The sequence below is a fragment of the Streptomyces hyaluromycini genome, from assembly GCF_002217755.1.
GTDB lineage: Bacteria > Actinomycetota > Actinomycetes > Streptomycetales > Streptomycetaceae > Streptomyces > Streptomyces hyaluromycini.
In genome coordinates this window covers 204637-224963 of record NZ_BCFL01000021.1, presented here as the reverse complement: position 1 = coordinate 224963, position 20327 = coordinate 204637, and the positions used below count along the sequence as shown (strand labels likewise).

The window sequence follows — 20327 nt, the reverse complement described above, 5'->3', positions numbered from 1 at the left end:
GTTCGAGACCCCGGCCGGGCTGCTGCAACAGCTCTGCCGGGGTCTGTTCGTCATTGCTTCTGCTCGAACTCGGCCTCCAGCTTCAGGTACTCCTCGGGTATCTCACCCGTCTCATGGAAGTGCCGCCAGTCCACGACGCCCGGGAAGCCGCCGTCCGTCAGCTCCGCCAGGAAGCCGCGGACCCACCCGGCCTGTGCCTCGACCATGTGCAACTGGTACTCGGCCTCGATCACGAAGAGCCGGGGCAGCGTCTCACGCAGCTTGTCCAGCCCCCCGCGCAGGCTCGCCGCCTGCACGTCGAGCGAGTTGAGCCGCTCCCCCAGCAGCCGGGCGACCTCGTCGGGATGGAGCGCCCCCAGCAGCGACAGCGCCGCCTCGAAGATGGGGTACTCCTTCACGGGCACGGCGACCAGGTCCGAGAGCCATTCGGTCGCCTCCTCGCGCCCGGCGTCGGTGATGCCGTACAGCGTGCGCTCCGGGCGGTTGCCCTGCCGCTCCACGTCGGTGACCTCGACGAAGCCGTGCTTCTCCAGGTTCTGCACGACGGTGTAGAGCGAGCCGTAGTTGATCTTCAGACTGGTGTCCTTGCCGCGCCTGCGCAGGGTCTGGGCGATCTCGTACGGGTGCATCGGGCGCTCGGCGAGCAGCACCATCACGGCGAGCGCCAGGGGGTTGCCCAGCTTGCGGCGCCTGGTCGCCATCGACACCCACCTCGCCCTCTCCAGCAGTCTCCTCGGCACCGAATATCCGTGACCGAACATATCGCGAGTCAAGTACGGACGTCAATACACACGATGTATCGCGTCTGAAGCCGCTCCGCAAGAACGTGAGGACTTGGGCCCGCACCGGACACGCCCACGTGACGCGTCCGAAACAGCGCGTCCCTAATTTCTGTCGCCCGACAGGAAATCCGCCCTGACAGGCAGGTACCGCCGTGACGACCACCGACGACCGCTCCCTGAAGGAGTCCGACGACCGCTCCCTGGAGGAGTTCGGCTACCGCCAGGAGCTGCATCGCAGCCTCGGCCGGTACGCCTCGTTCGCCGCCGGGTTCTCCTTCATCTCCGTACTGACGACCGTCTTCCAGTTCTTCGCCTTCGGGTACGCGTTCGGCGGCCCGGTCTTCTTCTGGGCCTGGCCGGCCGTGCTGATCGGCCAGCTGCTGGTGGCCGCGTGCTTCGCCGAGCTGGCCGGGCGCTACCCGATCTCCGGCGCCATCTACCAGTGGTCCTCACGCCTGTCGAACCCGTCCTTCGGCTGGTTCGCCGGCTGGATCATGGTGATCGGGCAGATCGTGGTGGTCGCGGCCGCCGCGCTCGCCCTCCAGATGGTGCTGCCCGCGCTGTGGTCCGGCTTCCAGCTGATCGGCACGGACACGGCGGTGACTTCGGCCGACGGGGCCGCCAACGCCGCTGTGCTGGGCGTCGTCCTGCTGGTGCTGACCACCCTCGTGAACGTCCTGGACAACCGGGTGATGTCCGTGATCAACCGGGTCGGGGTGACCGCCGAGATCATCGGCGCGGTACTGATCATCGTGCTGCTGCTCACCCACTCCAAGCGCTCCCCGGGCATCACGTTCCACACCGGTACGGCCGCCGAGGGCGGTCTGCTGGGCGCCCTGCTGGTCGGTTCGTTCACGGCCGCGTACGTGATGATCGGCTTCGACAGCGCGGGGGAGATGAGCGAGGAGACGCACCAGCCGCGGCGGACGGCCCCTCGCACGATCCTCACGGCGCTGTCCGCCGCGGGCCTGCTCGGCGGCCTGGTCATCCTGGGCGGCCTGCTGGCCGCGCCCAGCCTGACCGACGGGCACCTGGGGGTCGACGGGCTGAGCTACGTCCTGACCAGCAGCCTCGGGGACGGCGTGGGCCGGGCGCTGCTGGCGGACGTGGTGGTGGCCATCGCGGTGGCGACGCTCGCGATCCAGACCGCGGCCTCCCGGATGCTGTTCTCCATGGCGCGGGACGGGCAGCTGCCGTTCGCCGAGCGGCTGGCGCGGGTGAATCCCCGTACCGGCATGCCGGGTGCGCCGGCCGTGGTGGTGGGGGTGCTGGCCGGTGTGCTGCTGCTGCTCAACTTCGCCTCGCCGGACGCGTTCCTGGCGATCGGGACCACGTGCATCGTGATGCTGTATCTCGCCTACGCGATGGTGACCGGGCCGCTGCTGGTGCGGCGGCTGCGGGGCGAGTTCCGGGTCGAGGGGACGGACGAGACCGGGGCGCCGCTGTTCTCGCTGGGGCGGTGGGGGGTGCCGGTGAACGTGGTCGCGCTGCTGTACGGGCTGGTGATGACCGTGAATCTGGCGTGGCCTCGGGGGGCGGTGTACGACCCGGCGGGGGGTCACTGGTACTTCCGGTGGTTCACCGTGTTGTTCCTGGTCGGGACTGTTGTGGTGGGCGGGGTTTGGCGGCTTGCGCGGGCGGAGTCCAGGAGTGCGGTCGCTTTGCCGGAACCTGTGGCGTAGTCGGTCGGGTGCGGGTGCGTGGGGGGCTGGTCGCGCCCACGCGGCGGATCCGCATATCGATACAGCCCCGCGCCCCTAGAGGGGCGCATCCCCGTACCCTTGGCTGCAAATGAGACGTAAGACCTCTGTACCGCCCTCCCCCCTCCCCCAGCGGCAAGGGGTGGACCCCGTTCGGGTGCGGTTGCCCTTCTCCGAGGAGTGGGAGACCGTCGGCGAATACCTCGTGGCGCGGCTCTCCGGAGCCGCGCCCGGCGTCGTCGCCGAGATGCTGGACTCAGGGTCGGTCGTGGGCGTCGACGGACACCCCGTCGCCACCGACACGCCCTACACCCCCGGCCGCTACCTCTTCTTCCACCGCGACCTGCCCCCCGAGGTCCCCGTCCCCTTCCCCCTTGAAGTCGTCCACCGCGACGACCACCTCGTCGTCGCCGACAAGCCGCACTTCCTGGCCACCACCCCGCGCGGCAGTCACGTCACCGAGACCGTCCTCGCCCGGCTGCGGCGGGAGCTGGGGATTCCCGCGCTCGGGGCCGCGCACCGGCTGGACCGGCTCACGGCAGGGCTCGTGCTGTTCGTCGTGCGGCCCACGGAGCGGGGCGCGTATCAGAAGCTGTTCAGCGAGCGGCGGGTGCGCAAGGAGTACGAGGCGATCGCGCCGTACGACCCGTCGCTCGCCGTTTCCCGGACCGTACGCAGCCGGATCCTCAAGGAGCGTGGGGTGATGGCGGCTCGGGAGATCGAAGGGGAGCCCAACGCGGAGACCCGCGTCGAGCTGGTCGAACGCAGCGGAGACCTGGGCCGGTACCGGCTCACCCCGCACACCGGGCAGACCCATCAACTGCGCGTCCACATGAACGCGTTGGGCGTGCCGATTCTCGGCGATCCGCTGTATCCGGTCGTGACCGGCCCCGTGCCGGACGGTGACTTCCGGCGTCCGCTGCAACTGCTGGCGCGGCGGCTGGAGTTCACCGATCCGGTCACGGGGGTGGCGCACCGGCTGTGCAGCAGGCGGACGCTGCAGGCCTGGGAGTCGTACGAGGCGTGGGCCGGTCACCAGGTCCTTTAGCGGCCCAGCCACCAGCGGCGCAGCCTGGGCCAGATGCCACGCGGCCTGGCCGGTTCGGGGGCGGACACGGCCACAGGCGCGGCCGGCTGGGGCTCGGCGACCGGTGCGGGCGCCGCCGGGCCGGTCGTGCCGACCTGCCAGTCGGTGCGCTGCGGGGGGACGAGGGCCGGGCTCGGCATGAGGGTGACGTCCTGCTTCGGCTTGGGGTCGAAGCGCACCGGGAGATCCACCAGGTGCCGGGAGGCGATCGAGGCGCGCCAGCGCAGCTCCTCCTCGTCGCAGTCGAGCTGGATGTCGGACAGCCGGGTCAGCAGCTGGTCGACGCCGACGTCCGCGATGGCACGGCCGATGTCCTGGCCCGGGCACTCGTGCGGGCCGCCGCCGAAGGCGAGGTGGGAGCGGTTGCCCTGCATGTTGGCGCTGAGGTCGGGGCGGACGCGCGGGTCGACGTTGCCCGGCGCGGGCGCGTAGAGCAGTCCGTCGCCCTTGCGGATGCGCTGGCCGCCGAGTTCCGTGTCCTGCTTGGCGAAGTAGGCGAAGACGGTGCTGAACGGCGGCTCGTCCCACAGGGACTGCTCGATCGCCTCGGGCACGGTCATCTGGCCGCCGTTGAGCTGGGCGCGGAAGCCGGGCTCGGTGAGGACCATGCGCAGCGCGTTGGCGAGGAGGTTGGCGGTGGTCTCGTAGGCGGCGTAGAGAACGACCCGCAGGTGCTGGGCGACCTCGTCGTCGTTGAGACCGGCCGGGTGGTTGACGAGGTGGCTGGTGAAGTCGTCCTCGGGGCGGGCCCGGCGGCGGGCGGTGAGCCGGGTCAGGCAGCCCATGACGTACTCGTTGCTGGCGATCGCGGTCTCGGTGCCCTTGAGCGCGTCCCGGGTGGCCTCCACGATCCGGTCGTTGTACTCCTCGGGCATGCCGAGGAGTTCGCACATGACCGCCATCGGCAGGTGCTCGGAGTACTGGGAGACCAGTTCGGCGCGGCCCTTCTCGCAGAACTCGTTGACCAGCAGCTGGGTGTAGCGGCCGATGAGGCGGCGGATGCTGCGGTGGTCGATGGTGGTCATGGCGCCCTGGACCGCCGCCCGCAGCCGCAGGTGCTCGTCGCCCTCGGCGTGCGAGCAGATGGGCTGCCAGGCGATGTGCGGCATGAGGGGGTGGTCGGGCTTGACCATGCCCTCGCGCAGCGGGGTCCAGATGCGGCTGTCCCGGGTGTAGACGGCGGGGGTGCGGACCATCTGGAGGTTCTCGGTGAGCCCGAGGACCACCCAGACCGGTACGTCGTCGTGGAGCAGGACGGGTGCCACGGAGCCGTGTTCCTCGCGCAGTTTCTCGTACAGCTCGCCCAGGTGGTCCGCGTCGGCGCCGTAGAGCCGCTGGAGTCCGCCGGGGCCGCGGTCGTGCGCCGGACAGCCGGGCGGCGGAACGGGGTCCGTGCCGGTGCCGGCCGGGAAGGGGGATTCAGGCGTCACAGTGATCGCTCCGAAGAGATCCGAAAGATTCTTATACGAGTCCGGAAGAGTCCGAACGAGGTGTCAGGTGAGCGCGCCGGACATGGCGAGCGAGTGCAGGAAGCGCATCAGGGTCATCAGGACGTCACGGCTGGAGGCCCGGCGGCGGGCGTCGCACTCGATGATGGGGATCTCGGGCGACAGGTCCAGCGCGGTGCGCAGTTCCTCGATGGGGTAACGGGGCGCGTCCGGGAAGGAGTTGACGGCGACGACGAACGGCACCCCGCGCTCCTCCAGGCGTCCCATGACGTCGAAGCTGACCTCCAGGCGCCGGGTGTCGATGAGGACGACCGCACCGAGGGCGCCTTCGAACAGGCCGTTCCACAGGAACCAGAAGCGTTCCTGGCCGGGGGTGCCGAAGAGGTAGAGGACCAGTTGGTCGGTGATGCTGATGCGGCCGAAGTCCATGGCCACGGTGGTGGCGGTCTTCGATTCGGAGCCGTAGTTGTCGTCGACCCCGATGCCGGCCTGGGTCATGGTCTCCTCGGTGGTCAGCGGCCTGATCTCGCTGACGGAACCGACCATGGTGGTCTTGCCGACCCCGAAGCCGCCCACGATCACGATCTTCACCGCGGCCTGGGCGGTGTGCGGCAGATGGTCCTCGGTGCGGGGGCCGGGGATCGTGTCAGAGTTTTTGAAGTCCATGCATCACCGCTTCGAGAAGTGACCGGTCGGGGAGCGCCTGGCGGACGATCGGGGCGCGCGCCTGCACCAGTTCGGCCGTGATCAGCTCGGTGATCAGTGCCGTCATCGCGCTGAACGGCAGGTTGAGGTAGGCCGAGAGCTCAGCCACGGACAGGGGGGCGAGACAGAGCCGGAGCAGCGCCGCCTGCTCGGGGGTGACGGAGGGCGGTGGGGCGGCGCGCGCCACGATTAAGGTGACCAGGTCGAGTTCGGCCCGGGCCCCGTCGGCACCGCTGATGACGTAGAGCCGTTCGGGGTTCTTGTTGTCGCCGTCCTCGCCGCCGCTCTCGGGGGTCGGCGGCACGGACGGGAGCGGGGGCGGAGCGAGTTCCGGCCTGGGCCGGCGCCGTTTGCGTTGCGGAGGAGTCATACGGTCTGCCCGTTCCGCCGGGGCGGACTGGTGAGATGGGCACCGATGCGGACGACGAGGTCGCGCATCATCTCGCTCATCCGGCCCGGTTCGCAGGTCACGTCGGCGAGCACCGCGAGGTAGGCGTTGGCGCCGGCGGACATGAGGTAGAAGTACCCTCTGTCGATCTCGATCAGGACGAGGTTCATGTCGCCGTTGCTGATGGGGAGTTCCTGGGCGACGGCGCTGGCCAGGCTCTGCACGCCCGCGCAGGCCGCGGCGAGCCGGTCGGCGGCGTCGGGGTCGCCGCCGTGCCGGGCGATGCGCAGTCCGTCGGCGGAGAGCACGACGATCATCTCGACGCCCGGTACCCCGTCGGCGAGTTGCTTGAGCATCCAGTCGAAGTTGCCTCGCTGCTGGATCACTTGAGGTCCCCCTCGTCTTCGGCCTCGGTGCCGGCCGGATCGTTGATCAGATGCAGGTACTTGGTGGGGTTCCGGGTGAAGTCGGTGGGGTGGACACCCGGGTTGTTCTTCTTGAGCCCCTCCCAGAACGCCTCGACCCAGAGGCCGGGCTCGCGGCGCTCCGGCTCCGGCTCCGGCTCGGGCTCCTTGTGCTGCGACCAGATGGTCGGGTTGCCCTCGCGTTCGGCACGCTCGATGGCGGCCTGCTCGGCGATCCGCTGGCTGAGCGGCGTCTTCATCCGGCTGCGCCGCTGCGGCAGCCCGCCGGCGGTCCATTCGGTGACCTCGGGGACGTCGTCCTCCATGGAGATCCCGGCGGGGATGCGGGGGCTGGTGGGCCGGCGCTTCTTGGGCGGCCGCTTGGGGCCTTCGAGGGCGCCGAGTTCGGGCTTCGGGATGCCGGTGGCGCCGATGCCGTGGGCGATGCCGGGGGCGGGGTCGGTGGTCATCATGTCGCTGGGCACGATGAGGACGGCCCGGACGCCGCCGTAGGCGGAGGCGCGCAGCGAGACGTCCATGTTGTACGTCTTGCACAGGCGGCCCACGACCGAGAGGCCGAGGCGCGGGTTCTCGCCGAGAACCTGGATGTCCTTGCCCTGCTTGGCCTTCTCCAGCAGGCCCTCCAGGCGGGCGCGGGCCTCCTCGTTGAGGATGACTCCGGCGTCCTCGATCTCGATGCACACGCCGGACTGCACCTCGACGGCCGTGACGTGCACCTTGGTGGAGGGCGGCGAGTAGCGGGTGGCGTTGTCGAGGAGTTCGGCGGCCGCGTGGATGACCGGTTCGACGGAGGTGCCCTTGATGTTGACCTGGCAGATGGAGTGCAGCTCGATGCGCCGGTACTCCAGGATCCGGGACATGGCGCCGCGCAGCACGCTGTAGAGGGCGACGGGGTTGGGCCACTGGCGGCCCGGGCGGCCGCCGCCGAGCACGGAGACCGAGTCGGCGAGACGTCCGATCAGCGCGGTGCCGTGGTCGATGCGCAGCAGGTCGTCGAAGACCTCGGGGTTGCGGCCGTGGTCCTCCTCCATCTCCCGCAGTTCGTGGGCCTGCTGGTGGACGATGGCCTGGACGCGGCGGGCGACGCTGACGAACGAGCGCTCCAGGGAGTCGCGCTGGAGGTCTTCCTCGTCGACGATGTCGAGCATGATGCGGATCAGCCGGCGCTGCGACTCGGGGGCGTGGCGCATCCGCGGGTCGACGTCGAAGACCTGGCGAACCACCTCTTTGGGTGACTCGCCGGCCTTCAGCCGGTAGAGCGCGGTCGGGAAGACCTCCCTGCCGAGGCGGTCGATCTCCTCGTCGCTCGTGGTGAGGCGCCGTTCCAGATACGCGCTGTGACGGTCGTGCTCGGCCCGGGCGTCCCGGAGCCTGCGGCCGCGGCGCACCGCCTCCGCCGCCGTCGCGAGCACCAGCAGCATGCCGACGGCCCCGCACACGCCAACGGCGATCCGGGCGGATCCCGCCACCAGGACGACGGCGGCGGCGGTCACCGCGGCCATCAGTATGGCGGGCAGCAACAGCACGCGCGCCAGGGAAAGTTCACGGCCATCGGGAGGCGATTGCACACTCACCATGTATGCCTTCTGAGACGAATCGGCTGGGTGTCGGGGGAGCTCGTGGGGGGAAGGTTCATGGAACAGTCTGGATCTTCCGTATGTTTGGGAACAGGCGCACGAATTCACCTCAACTCGGTGCGCCGCGGGCGAGCTTAGTCCGACCGGATCAACGCCGTGTCATATTCGGCAAGCACCTGAAAACGCCCAAAGGACTGGAGTACCCTCGGTCGTTTTGTACGGAGGGCATTCGTTCGAACACGTCCCGTCACGACGTACGGACGTGCGGGGTCACTCACCGTGACGGGTGAAAGGAGCCTCCGGAGCGAAACCTCCGCCGCCCCGCGAGACCCCTCAGACTCCTACGATCCGCAGCGCGGCCTCGGCCGTGGCGCGGGCGAACTCGTGGGCGGGGCGCTCCGGTTCGGAGCGGTGGACGAGGATGACGCCCTCGATCAGCCCGAAGACGAGATCGGTCCGCAGCTCCAGCTCCCCCTTGGCCAGCGTCCCGCCGGCCGCCGTGGCGGCGATCAACTGCCGGTAGGCGTCCTTGAGTTCGGCCCGTACGGCATGGAAGCCGGCGAACCGCTCGGTGTGCACCTCGGGCAGCAGGTAGAGCGCGCCGAGATTGTGCGGCCCGGCGCACAGCAGCTCCACGTCGGCCCGGCACAGGACCCGCAGCCGCTCCTCGGCCGGGGTCACATCGTCGGCGAGCAGCTCCCGCGCACAGGCCAGGGACGGCGTGACGGTGGACTCAAGCAGCTCGGCGAGCAGCTCCTCCTTGCCGGAGACGTAGTGGTACATCGACGCCTGCCGCATGCCCGCGCGCTCGGCGACGGCCCGGGTGGTGGTGGCCGCGTAGCCGCGGGTGGTGAACAACTCGGCCGCGGCCGAGAGCAGTTCGGCCCGCGGCTCAAGGCCGCTGTCCGGTCGCTGCGCGGCCCGCGGCCGGCCGACCCGGCGGCCACTGCTCGTCCCCATGCGTTCGATCCTCGCACACCACGTCGCACGGCGATCACGCCGACGCACCGCCCGACGGGCACCCGGCCCCCGGTGAGCCCTCGGTAACCGGGCCGGAACGCCACGGCAACGCCGCCGACCCGGCCCACCCCTAATTTCTGTCGGGCGACAGAAATGTCCCCGAGTCCCACCCGAGTCCCACCCCAGTCCAAGGAGCCGGAGGTCAGCGATGGCGACAGCGACCACGTACGGAGCCCGGGCGCACGCCCGCGCCCAGGAGGGCACCCGCGCCGAGGCCATGCCCGTGGTACCGGCCGTGGACTGGCCCGACCCGCCCTGCGAGGCGGGCCACCTGGTGTGGGCCGAGACGGTGGCGGGCGGCAACTACACGCACCGCGTCCTGGCCCGCGGCACCGAGCTGCGGCTGACCGACCCGATCGGCGACGCCTGCGCCCACCTGCTGCTCTACGCCGACGGCCGCCCCTGGGAGCGGCTGAACGTCGCCGACACCGTCAAGGTCCAGTGGAACGCCTACCTCGGCGAGGGCGTGCTGCTCCTGTCCGACCAGGGCCGGGTCCTCGCCTCCGTGGTCGCCGACACCTCCGGCCGGCACGACGCCCTGTGCGGCACCTCCACCCTGGTCCGCAACACCGCCCGCTACGGCGACGGCACCCCGCAGTCGCCCTCCCCCGCCGGCCGCGAGCTCTTCAAGCTGGCGGCGGCCAAGAACGGCCTGGAACCGCGCGACCTGCCGCCGTCCCTGTCGTTCTTCCAGGGCGTGGAGGTACGCGACGACGGCACGCTGGACTTCACCGGCTCGGCCGGCCCCGGCGGCAGCGTCACGCTCCGCGCCGAGCAGGACGTGACCGTGCTGATCGCCAACGTCCCGCACCCGGTCGACCCCCGCCCCGACTACGTCAGCACCCCCCTGGAGGTGCTGGCCTGGCGCGCCGCCCCCACCCCGCCCGGCGACCCCCTCTGGGACGCCACCCCCGAAGGCCGCCGCGCCTTCCTCAACACCGCCGAATTCCTCGCCGCGAGGGGGCTCGCATGAGCACGAGCACGCAGACCGCCGTCGTCCCGGCCCGCGCCGCCTGGTCCGCCGTGATCCGCGAGGGCGGCACCCTCACCGTCACCGACCTGCACGGCAACCAGGCCGTCGACTTCCTCGTCTACGACGCCCACGACACGTCGGTCCGCTACAGCGCCCCCGACACCATCCACGCCCAGGGCTCGATCTTCCTCAGCACCGGCAGCGTGCTGCTCTCCAACGAGCACACCCCGCTGATGACCGTGACCGAGGACGAGGTCGGCCGCCACGACACGGTCGGCGGCGCCTGCTCCAAGGAGTCCAACACCCTGCGCTACGGCCACCACACCTGGTCCCAGCACGCCTGCGTGGACAACTTCCTCGCGGAGGGCGCCCGGCACGGCCTCGGCAAACGCGACCTGGTCTCCAACATCAACTGGTACATGAACGTGCCCGTCGAGAAGGACGGCACCCTCGGCATCGTCGACGGCCTCTCGGCACCCGGCCGCAAGCTCGCCCTGCGCGCCGAACGCGACGTCCTCGTCCTGGTCTCCAACTGCCCCCAGATCAACAACCCCTGCAACGGCTTCGACCCGACGGCCGCGCAGATGACGATCACCGGAGCCGCGGGATGACCTTCGACACCCTGCTGATCGCCAACCGCGGCGAGATAGCCGTCCGCATCATCCGCACCGCCCGCGAACTGGGCCTGCGCACCGTCGCCGTCTACTCCGACCCCGACCGCTCGGCCCCGCACGTACGCCTGGCCGACGAGGCGGTCCGCCTCGGCCCGGCGCCCGCGAAGGAGTCGTACCTCGACGCCGACCTGGTCCTGAAGGCCGCCAAGGACACCGGCGCGGGCGCGATCCACCCCGGCTACGGCTTCCTGTCCGAGGACGCCGCCTTCGCCCGGCGCTGCGAGGAGGCCGGGATCGTCTTCGTCGGCCCGGCCCCCGAGCACCTGGAGCTGTTCGGCGCCAAGCACACCGCACGGGCGGCGGCCGAGGCGGCCGGTGTACCCCTGGCACCGGGCACCGGACTGCTGGCCGACCTGGCCGAGGCCCGCCGCGAGGCGTCCGCCATCGGCTATCCCGTCATGCTCAAGGCCACCGGCGGTGGCGGCGGTATCGGCATGTCGGCTTGTCGATCAGCCGACGAGCTGACCGACGCCTGGGACCGCGTCCAGCGGGTCGCCGCCGCCTCCTTCTCCTCCGCCGGGGTCTTCCTGGAACGCCTGGTCGAGCACGCCCGCCATGTCGAGGTGCAGGTCTTCGGCGACGGCGACGGCCGGGTCGTCACCTTCGGCGACCGGGACTGCTCCCTCCAGCGCCGCAACCAGAAGGTGGTCGAGGAGGCCCCGGCCCCCGGCCTGCCCGACCACGTACGCGCCCGACTCGCCGACGCCGCCCGCGACCTGTGCGCCTCGGTCGGCTACCGCTCCGCGGGCACGGTCGAGTTCGTGTACGACGCCGCCCGCGAGGAGGCCTACTTCCTGGAGGTCAACACCCGCCTCCAGGTGGAACATCCGGTCACCGAGGAGATCTACGGCGTCGACCTGGTCGCCTGGATGCTGCGCCTCGCCCGGGGCGAGACCGGTGTCGTCCGCGACCCTGGCACATCGCGCGGCCACGCCGTCGAGGCCCGCGTCTACGCCGAGGACCCGACCCGCGAACACCGGCCCAGCGCGGGCCTGCTGACCCGGGTCGAGTTCCCCGAGGGCGTACGCGTCGACGGCTGGGTGGAGACCGGCACCGAGGTGACGACGTCGTACGACCCGATGCTCGCCAAGGTCATCGCGTACGGTCCCGACCGAGCCCAGGCGCTGCGCCGGCTGGACGAGGCGCTGGCCGGCACCCGCGTCGACGGCATCGAGACCAACCTCGGGCTGGTGCGCGCGGCGCTCGCCGACCCCGCGTTCCGCGCCGCCGCCCACTCCACGGCGACCCTCGCCACGGTCACCGATCCCACCCCCCGGATCGAGGTCGCCGCCGCCGGCACCCTCACCACGGTCCAGGACCGGCCGGGCCGCACCGGCTACTGGCAGGTCGGCGTCCCCCCGAGCGGCCCGATGGACGACCGCTCCTTCCGCCTCGGCAACCTCGCCCTGGGCAACCCGGAGGGCGCACCCGGCCTCGAATGCACCCTCCAGGGCCCGTCCCTGCGCTTCACCCACCCCACCACCGTCTGCGTGACCGGCGCCCCGGCCCCGGTGACGGTCGACGGCACCCCGGTCGCCCAGTGGGAGCCGGTGACGGTCCCGGCCGGCGGCCTCCTGGAGGTCGGCGCCCCGGCCGAGCACGGCCTGCGCACCTACGTCCTGTTCGCCGGCGGCGGCCTGGACGTCCCCGCCTTCCTCGGCAGCGCGAGCACCTTCACCCTGGGCCGGTTCGGCGGCCACGGCGGCCGGGCCCTGCGCACCGGCGACGTCCTGCACGGCGGAGCGGTGACGAACGGCGAGCCGGTCACCGACCGCCCGCGCTTCACCGCCGTCTGGCACCTCGCGGCCGTCGAAGGCCCGCACGCCGCTCCGGAGTTCTTCACCGAGGACGACATCCGGGACTTCTACGCGGCCGAGTGGAAGGTGCACTTCAACTCGGCGCGCACCGGCGTCCGCCTGGTCGGCCCCAAGCCGCGCTGGGCACGCACCGACGGCGGTGAGGCGGGCCTGCACCCGTCCAACATCCACGACACCCCGTACTCGGTCGGCGCCGTCGACTACACCGGCGACATGCCGGTCCTGCTCGGCCCCGACGGCCCCTCCCTCGGCGGCTTCGTGTGCCCGGCGACCGTGCTGAGCGGCGAACGCTGGAAACTCGGCCAGCTCCGGCCCGGCGACACGGTCCGCTTCACCCCGGTCGACGTGACGGGCGCGCCCCGCCCCGAGATCGTCGACGGCGGTGTCCTCGCCCGGGACGGTGACGTGACCTACCGGCGCAGCGGCGATGACAACCTGCTGGTCGAGTTCGGCCCCATGCACCTGGACCTCGCCCTGCGGATGCGCGTCCACGCCCTGATGGAGGCGGTGACGGCGGCGGACCTGCCCGGGGTCACGGACCTCACGCCGGGCATCCGCTCGCTCCAGATCCAGACCGACCCGCATCTCCTCGCCCAGGCCGAACTCCTGCCCGCCGTACGGGAGATCGTCCTCGGTCTGCCGCCCACCGACGAACTGGTGGTCCCCTCCCGCACGGTCCACCTGCCCCTCTCCTGGGACGACCCGGCGACCCGCGAGGCGATCGCCCGCTACATGGCGGGCGTCCGGGACGACGCCCCCTGGTGCCCCTGGAACATCGAGTTCATCCGCCGGATCAACGGCCTGGACTCGGTCGACGACGTCTACCGCACGGTCTTCGACGCGGAGTACCTGGTCCTGGGCCTCGGCGACGTCTACCTGGGCGCCCCGGTCGCCACCCCCCTCGACCCGCGCCACCGCCTGGTCACCACGAAGTACAATCCGGCCCGCACCTGGACCGCCGAGAACTCCGTCGGCATCGGGGGCGCCTACCTGTGCATCTACGGCATGGAGGGCCCGGGCGGCTACCAGTTCGTGGGCCGTACGACCCAGGTGTGGTCGGGCTGGCAGCAGCGCGGCGCGTTCGAACCGGGCATGCCGTGGCTGCTGCGCTTCTTCGACCGCATCAAGTGGTACCCGGTGTCGGCCGAGGAACTCCTCGACCTGCGCGCCGACATCACCTCCGGCCGCTTCGTCCCGCGCATCGAGGAGGGCACCTTCTCGCTCTCCGCGTACGAGGCGTTTCTCGCCGAACACGCCGGTTCCGTCGCGGAGTTCAGGTCACGGCAGCAGACGGCCTTCGGCGCGGAGCGGGACGCGTGGGAAGCGGCGGGCGAGTTCGCGAGGGCGGAGGCCTCGGCCACCCCGGCCGCCGCCCCGGCCGAGGTGGCCGTCCCGCCGGGCGGCCGCCTGATAGAGGCCGAGTTCGCGGCCTCGGTATGGCAGTTGAACGTTGCTCCGGGCGACGAGGTGACGGCCGGCCAGCCGCTCCTCGCCCTGGAGGCGATGAAGATGGAGTCCAGGGTGCACGCGCCGATGCCCGGTGTGGTGACGGAGATCCTGGCCCGGCCCGGCGACCAGGTGGAGGCGGGGACGGCACTGCTCGTCCTGGCGCCGGCCGCGAACTGAGCGACAGGAGCAAGAAGCATGTCCAGCACCGTCTCCCGTGTCCGTGCCGCCTACGCGCGCATCGAAGCGGTCGACCGCCCCGAGATCTGGATCGACCTGCGCCCGCGGGCGGAGGTGGAGGCGGAGGCCCGCGCGATCGACGAGCGGGTGGCCGCGGGGGAACACCTCCCCCTCGCGGGCCGCCTGTTCGCCGCCAAGGGCAACATCGACGTGCACGGCCTGCCCACGACGGCGGGCTGCCCGGCCTACGCGTACGAACCCCGGGCCGACGCTCCCGCGGTGGCCCGTCTGCGCGCGGCCGGCGCGGTCGCCCTCGGCACCACCAACCTCGACCAGTTCGCGACCGGCCTGGTCGGCACCCGCTCCCCGCACGGCGCGGTCCGCAACGCGATCGACCCCACCCGGATCAGCGGCGGCTCCAGTTCCGGCTCGGCCGTCGCCGTGGCCCTCGGCATCGTCGACCTCGCCCTCGGCACCGACACGGCCGGCTCCGGCCGGATCCCGGCGGCCTTCAACGGCATCGTCGGCCTGAAGCCGACCCGTGGCCTGGTGCCGACGGCGGGGGTGGTCCCGGCCTGCGCGTCCATCGACTGCGTGACGGTGTTCGCCCGCACCCTCCCGGAGGCGGAGCAGGCACTGTCGTACCTGGCGGCCCCGCCGGACCGCCCCCGCCCGCCCCTCCCCCAGCGGACCCCGGGCCCCTGGCGCATCGCCGTCCCGCCACTCGACCAGCTCGGCGAGCTGGACGAGGGCTGGGCGGAGGCGTACCAGGAGGCGGTGGACCGGCTGGCCGCCGCCGGTGCCTCGATCCGCCCCCTCGACCTGACCCCCTTCACCGAGGCGGCCGCGATGCTCTACGAGGGCGCGTTCGTGGCGGAGCGCTACACGGCGGTGGGCCCGTTCATCGACAAGCTGATCTCGTCCGGCGGCGAGGGCCTCGACCCCACGGTCGCCGGCATCATCACCCGGGCCCGGGACATCCCGGCCCACCGGCTCTTCACCGACCAGGAACGGCTTACGGCGCTGCGCACCCGCGCCCTGGCCGAACTCGCCGACGCCGACGCCCTGCTGCTCCCCACGGCTCCGGGCCACCCGACCCTCGCCGAGGTGGCGGCCGATCCCCTGGGCGCCAACGCCCGCCTGGGCCGCTTCACCAACTCCACGAACCTCTTCGACCTGGCGGCGGTGGCGGTACCGGCGGGCGAGGTGAACGGCCTGCCGTTCGGCGTGATGCTGATCGGCCCGGCCTTCACCGACGACCGCCTGGCCACCATCGCCCGCACCCTGGAACCGCGGGTGAGCCTGGCGGTGGTCGGCGCCCACCTGACGGGCCAGCCGCTCAATCCCCAGCTCCTGGCGCTGGGAGCGGTGCTGCACCGTACGACGACGACAGCTGCGGCGTACCGCTTCTACGCGCTACCGACGACCCCGCCGAAGCCGGGCCTGGTCCACGTGGACGAGGGCGGGGCAGCGATCGAGACGGAGGTGTGGAGCCTGCCGCCCGAGGGCCTGGGCCGCCTTCTTGCCATGCTCCCCCGCCCGATGGCACTGGGCAGCGTGGAGTTGGCGGACGGCACAAACGTGCCCGGCTTCCTGTGCGAGCCGAGCGCTCTGACGGGCGCCGAGGACATCACACGGTACGGAGGCTGGCGAGCCTTCTTGAAAGAGGCCTGAGACCGGCGCCCCTTCTTTAGGGGCGCGGGGCTGTATCAATTTGCGGCTACCGCCGCGTGGGCGCGACAAGCCACAACCCACCCGCGCCCGCCGTACAGCGGTCACCCCACCGACGAGTAGGCCACAACCCCCCGCAGCACCAGATCAACCGCCTTCCGCGCGGCCTTCCCCACGGTCGAGCCCTCCGCAGGAGAAGCCGCCGAGATCTGGCCCAGTACGTCGATGACCTGCTTGCACCACCGGACGAAGTCACCGGCAGGCATCTCCGCCTCCCGCAGCACCTCGTCCAGGCCCAGGCCCGTGGCCCACATGTAGACGGCCCAGGCGAAGCCGAGGTCCGGTTCGCGCTGTCCGACGCCCTCGGTCTGGTTGATCCGGAACTCCTCCTCAAGGGCGTCGAGGCGCCCCCAGATCCGCACCATCTCGCCGAGCGCGGCCTTGGCCTTCCCGGAGGGCAGCTTCGGCGCCATCGCGTCGTCGCCGACCCGGGCCTCGTAGACCAGCGCCGAGACGCACGCGGCGAGTTCGGCGGGGCCGAGGCCCTCCCAGACGCCGGCCCGCAGGCACTCGCTGGCGAGCAGATCGAGTTCGCCGTACAGCCGCGCCAGCCGCTTGCCGTGTTCGGTGACCTCGTCGCCGCGCAGGTAGTCCAGCTCGGTCAGCAGCGCCACGATCCGGTCGAAGGTCCGGGCGATGGTGTTGGTCCGCCCCTCGATCCGCCGCTCCAGCTGTGAGGTGTCCCGGATCAGCCGGTGGTAGCGCTCGGCCCACCGGGCGTGGTCCTCACGGTCGTTGCAGCCGTGGCAGGGGTGCGCCCGGATCGCCGTGCGCAGCCGGGCGATCTCCCGGTCGTCGGCCGCCTGCGACCGCTTCTTGCGGGCGCGCTCCGGCGGGATGTGCCCGGCCTTGGTGCGCAGCGCGGAGGCGAGGTCCCGACGGGACTGCGGGGAGCGGGGGTTGAAGGACTTGGGAATCCGCATCCGCTCCAGTGCCTCGACCGGCACCGGGAAGTCGATGGAGGCGAGCCGCTTGACCTGCCGCTCGGCGGTCAGCACCAGCGGCCGGGGCCCGTCGTGCTGTTCGAAGCCGCGGTGGCCGTTGGACCGCCCGGCGGGCAGCCCGGGGTCAAGGACCAGCGCAAGGCCGGCGTACTTGCCGGTCGGCACATGGATGACATCGCCCGGCTTGAGCTTCTCCAGCGCCACGGCGGCCTCGGCGCGCCGCTGGGAGGCGCCCTGCCGGGCCAGTTCGGTCTCCCGGTCCTTCAACTCCCGCCGCAGCTGCGCGTACTCCTCGAAGTCGCCGAGGTGGCAGGTCATGGACTCCTTGTAGCCGGCGAGCCCTTCCTCGTTGCGCTGCACCTGGCGGGAGATCCCGACGACCGACTTGTCGGCCTGGAACTGCGCGAAAGACGTCTCCAGCAGCTCCCGCGAGCGGTGCCGCCCGAACTGGTCGACCAGGTTGACCGCCATGTTGTACGACGGCTTGAAGCTGGACCGCAGCGGATAGGTGCGGGTGCCGGCGAGCCCGGCGAGGTGCTCGGGGCTCATGCCGCGCTGCCACAGCACCACCGCGTGGCCCTCGATGTCGATGCCGCGCCGGCCCGCACGGCCGGTCAGCTGGGTGTACTCGCCCGGGGTGATGTCGGCGTGCTGCTCGCCGTTCCACTTGACGAGCTTCTCCAACACCACCGAGCGGGCGGGCATGTTGATGCCGAGCGCGAGGGTCTCGGTGGCGAACACGGCCTTCACCAGGCCGCGTACGAAGAGTTCCTCGACGACCTCCTTGAAGGTCGGGAGCATGCCGGCGTGGTGGGCGGCGATGCCGCGCTCCAGGCCCTCCAGCCACTCGTAGTAGCCGAGGACGTGCAGGTCCTCCGGCGGAATCGACGAGGTGCGCTCCTCGACGAGCGCGCGCACCTTCTCCCGTGCCTCGTCGTCGTTGAGCCTGAGTCCCGCGTACAGGCACTGCTGGACGGCGGCCTCGCAGGCGGCGCGGCTGAAGATGAAGGTGATGGCGGGCAGCAGGCCCTCGTTGTCGAGCCGTTCGATGACCTCGGGGCGGCCCGGCGTCCACACCCGGGACCGCTGCCGGCGCTCCCGCTCCCGGTCGGCCTCGCGCATGGCGCGGCCGCGTCTGCGGTCCTGGAACGACGGACGCTGTGCCTCCATGCGGGCCAGCCGGGCGAGGTCGGGGTTGACGGCCTTCTTGTGGCCCTCGCCCTCCTCGAACAGGTCGTACATCCGGCGTCCGGCGAGCACGTGCTGGAACAGCGGGACGGGCCGGTGCTCGGAGACGATGACCTCGGTGTCGCCGCGGACGGTGTCGAGCCAGTCGCCGAACTCCTCGGCGTTGGAGACGGTGGCCGACAGGGAGACCAGGGTCACGGACTCCGGGAGGTGGATGATCACCTCTTCCCAGACGGCGCCGCGGAAGCGGTCGGAGAGGTAGTGGACCTCGTCCATGACCACGTAGCCGAGGCCGATGAGGGTCTGGGAGCCCGCGTACAGCATGTTCCGCAGGACCTCGGTGGTCATGACGACCACGGCGGCGTCCGGGTTGATGCTGTTGTCACCGGTGAGCAGGCCGACCATGCCGTCGCCGTAGCGGCGGCAGAGGTCGGCGTACTTCTGGTTCGACAGTGCCTTGATGGGTGTCGTGTAGAAGCACTTCTTGCCCTGCCTGAGGGCGAGGTGGACGGCGAACTCGCCCACGATCGTCTTGCCGGAGCCGGTGGGGGCGGCCACCAGTACGCCCTTTCCGGCTTCGAGTGCCTGGCAGGCCTCGATCTGGAAGGGGTCGAGGCCGAAGTCGTACATCTCGCGGAAAGACGCGAGCGCGGTGGCCTGCTCGGCGGCCCGCCTGCGGGCCGCCGCATACCGCTCGGCCGGTGAGAGGTCCTCTGTCATCGTGCTTTCGAGCGTACCGGTCCCCACTGACAACAGGACGATCATTATCCGGAACATGGGACAACGGACGACGAAGAGGTGCCCGCGTCGTGGGACGCGGGCACCTCTGTGCGGCTGTGGTCGCCCTGTCAGGTCACGTCGTCGTATCCGTTGACCCGGTCCGGGCCCTCGGGCAGCGCGCGGCTGGCGGAGACGGCCTCGATCTCGCCGATGTCGTCGGGGGTGAGGTCGAGGTCGGAGGCCTCGTCGTCGTCGAGGCCGTCGTCGTCGCGGCGGCGCTTGCGCCGGTCGTTGAGGAGGGAGAACGCGACCGCGCCGAAGTACAGCACCCAGATCGGTCCGGCGAGCGCCAGCATGGAGAGCGGGTCGGTGCTCGGGGTGGCCACGGCCGCGAAGACCGTGATGCCGAGGATCATCGCCCGCCACCAGCCGAGCATCCGCCTGCCGGTGATGATTCCGGTGAGATTGAGCATCACCAGCAGCAGCGGCAGCTCGAAGGAGAGACCGAAGACGATCACCATGCGGGTGACCAGCTGGAGCAGGTCGTCCAGCGGCAGCAGGTTGGCGATGCTGCCGCTCGGAGTGAAGTCGATCAGCACCTTCGCGGTGGTGGGCAGCACCGCGTACGCGAAGTACGCGCCGGCGAGGAACAGCGGGGCGCCGGTGAAGACGAACGCGTAGGCGTACTTCTTCTCGTTCCTGTGCAGACCCGGGGCGACGAAGGCCCACAGCTGGTACAACCAGATCGGCGACGCGAAGACCACGCCGGCGGTCAGGGAGACCTGGAGGGCGAGCGTGAAGGGAGCGAGCAGGCCGTCGATGGTGATCGTGGCGCACTTCTCGCTGCCACCGTGGCTGTTGATCTCCGAGAAGGTCTGGTGGCAACCGATCGAGTCGAGGATCGGTTTGGTCAGGAAGTTGATGATGTCGTTGTAGAAGAAGGCGGCGACCACCGTCACGATGACGATGGCCAGCATGGCCTTCGCGAGCCGGTTGCGGAGCTCACGAAGGTGATCCGCGAGAGGCATCCGCCCCTCGGGATCCTTCTCCTGCTTGCGGGCAGACTTTGGCAACCCACGTCCTCATCTCGTGCGGCAGGCCGGGGGCTACCGGCCTTGCGTCAGCGCTGGGTGGTGTCCGACGGCTCGTTGACCGGGCGGGAGCTGGTCACGTCGCCGGGGGCCGCCTGGATGGTGCGCTGGGCCTGGGACTGCTCGCCGGAGGCGGGCGCCTGAGCGGAGGTGGTGGTGTTGCCGTCTTCCTTCATCGCCTTCGCCTCGCTCTTGAGGATGCGAGCGGACTTGCCGAGCGAGCGCGCCATGTCCGGAAGCTTCTTCGCGCCGAACAGCAGGATGACGACGACAAGGATGAGAATGATCTCGGGGGCTCCGAGCCTTCCGAACATAAGTCTTTACCTTCTCACCGAGGCGGCTGGGTGGGGTGCTGTGCGATCCGTCGGACATGCGTCCGATTGATCGTGCTGTCAGCGATCGTAACGCTCAGGGGTAAACGTGAGGCAATC

At 71.1% G+C, this 20327-nt stretch carries 16 protein-coding genes; 6 read left to right on the top strand and 10 right to left on the bottom strand.

Annotated features, from left to right (window positions below):
• Positions 1–50 precede the first annotated feature (50 nt).
• Positions 51–701 (bottom strand): PadR family transcriptional regulator, encoded by a 651-nt coding sequence (locus SSP29_RS25335; RefSeq protein WP_089103102.1) that lies wholly within the window; start codon positions 699–701, stop codon positions 51–53.
• A 233-nt stretch (positions 702–934) separates the two neighbouring features.
• Here SSP29_RS25335 and SSP29_RS25330 point away from each other — a divergent pair, with 233 nt between their 5' ends.
• Together SSP29_RS25330 and SSP29_RS25325 are read left to right on the top strand one after the other, a co-directional pair.
• The gene (locus SSP29_RS25330; protein WP_089103101.1) at positions 935–2464 is read left to right on the top strand and encodes an amino acid permease; all 1530 of its coding nucleotides are present in this window, start codon (positions 935–937) and stop codon (positions 2462–2464) included.
• 109 nt (positions 2465–2573) lie between these two features.
• Positions 2574–3530: an RluA family pseudouridine synthase gene (locus SSP29_RS25325; protein WP_089103100.1), complete on the top strand. Its 957-nt coding sequence runs from the start codon at positions 2574–2576 to the stop codon at positions 3528–3530.
• Here the strand turns inward: SSP29_RS25325 and SSP29_RS25320 are convergent.
• The 6 genes from SSP29_RS25320 to SSP29_RS25295 form a co-directional block, all read right to left on the bottom strand.
• Positions 3527–4999 (bottom strand): cytochrome P450, encoded by a 1473-nt coding sequence (locus SSP29_RS25320; protein ID WP_089103099.1) that lies wholly within the window; start codon positions 4997–4999, stop codon positions 3527–3529. The genes SSP29_RS25325 and SSP29_RS25320 overlap by 4 nt on opposite strands.
• A gap of 63 nt (positions 5000–5062) precedes the next feature.
• Positions 5063–5683 carry a GTP-binding protein gene (locus tag SSP29_RS25315; protein ID WP_089103098.1) on the bottom strand — a complete coding sequence of 207 codons (621 nt, stop codon included), beginning with the start codon at positions 5681–5683 and terminating at the stop codon, positions 5063–5065.
• Entirely contained in the window at positions 5664–6092 is a 429-nt protein-coding gene (locus SSP29_RS25310; protein ID WP_089103097.1) for a DUF742 domain-containing protein, read from the bottom strand. The genes SSP29_RS25315 and SSP29_RS25310 overlap by 20 nt, the downstream gene beginning before the upstream one ends.
• Complete coding sequence (locus tag SSP29_RS56300) at positions 6089–6496, bottom strand: roadblock/LC7 domain-containing protein (protein ID WP_089103096.1); 408 nt, start codon at positions 6494–6496, stop codon at positions 6089–6091. Before SSP29_RS56300 ends, SSP29_RS25310 begins: the two co-directional genes overlap by 4 nt.
• Positions 6493–8112: a sensor histidine kinase gene (locus SSP29_RS25300; protein WP_107436258.1), complete on the bottom strand. Its 1620-nt coding sequence runs from the start codon at positions 8110–8112 to the stop codon at positions 6493–6495. The genes SSP29_RS56300 and SSP29_RS25300 overlap by 4 nt, the downstream gene beginning before the upstream one ends.
• Positions 8113–8445: 333 nt before the next feature.
• On the bottom strand, positions 8446–9072 hold the full coding sequence (locus tag SSP29_RS25295; RefSeq protein WP_089103095.1) for a TetR/AcrR family transcriptional regulator: 627 nt from the start codon (positions 9070–9072) through the stop codon (positions 8446–8448).
• A gap of 208 nt (positions 9073–9280) precedes the next feature.
• On the opposite strand from SSP29_RS25295, the gene SSP29_RS25290 reads away from it, so the two are divergent.
• Genes SSP29_RS25290 through atzF form a run of 4 tightly spaced genes read left to right on the top strand, consistent with a single transcriptional unit; the run spans position 9281 to position 15896 of the window.
• Positions 9281–10105 carry an urea amidolyase associated protein UAAP1 gene (locus tag SSP29_RS25290; RefSeq protein WP_089103094.1) on the top strand — a complete coding sequence of 275 codons (825 nt, stop codon included), beginning with the start codon at positions 9281–9283 and terminating at the stop codon, positions 10103–10105.
• Entirely contained in the window at positions 10102–10716 is a 615-nt protein-coding gene (locus SSP29_RS25285; RefSeq protein WP_089103093.1) for an urea amidolyase associated protein UAAP2, read from the top strand. Before SSP29_RS25290 ends, SSP29_RS25285 begins: the two co-directional genes overlap by 4 nt.
• Positions 10713–14222, top strand: a complete 3510-nt coding sequence (locus SSP29_RS25280) for a 5-oxoprolinase/urea amidolyase family protein (RefSeq protein WP_089103092.1) — start codon at positions 10713–10715, stop codon at positions 14220–14222. The genes SSP29_RS25285 and SSP29_RS25280 overlap by 4 nt, the downstream gene beginning before the upstream one ends.
• 18 nt (positions 14223–14240) lie before the next feature.
• Positions 14241–15896, top strand: a complete 1656-nt coding sequence (atzF, locus tag SSP29_RS25275) for an allophanate hydrolase (RefSeq protein WP_089103091.1) — start codon at positions 14241–14243, stop codon at positions 15894–15896.
• A gap of 101 nt (positions 15897–15997) precedes the next feature.
• Here atzF and SSP29_RS25270 read toward each other — a convergent pair whose 3' ends face one another.
• The 3 genes from SSP29_RS25270 to tatA all read right to left on the bottom strand — a co-directional run bounded on the left by SSP29_RS25270 (position 15998) and on the right by tatA (position 20210).
• Positions 15998–18850 carry a DEAD/DEAH box helicase gene (locus SSP29_RS25270; RefSeq protein WP_089103090.1) on the bottom strand — a complete coding sequence of 951 codons (2853 nt, stop codon included), beginning with the start codon at positions 18848–18850 and terminating at the stop codon, positions 15998–16000.
• Positions 18851–18933: 83 nt separating this feature from the next.
• Entirely contained in the window at positions 18934–19878 is a 945-nt protein-coding gene (gene tatC / locus SSP29_RS25265; RefSeq protein ID WP_089103089.1) for a twin-arginine translocase subunit TatC, read from the bottom strand.
• A 47-nt stretch (positions 19879–19925) separates the two neighbouring features.
• Positions 19926–20210, bottom strand: a complete 285-nt coding sequence (gene tatA / locus SSP29_RS25260) for a Sec-independent protein translocase subunit TatA (RefSeq protein WP_089103088.1) — start codon at positions 20208–20210, stop codon at positions 19926–19928.
• Between the last annotated feature and the right edge of the window lie 117 nt (positions 20211–20327).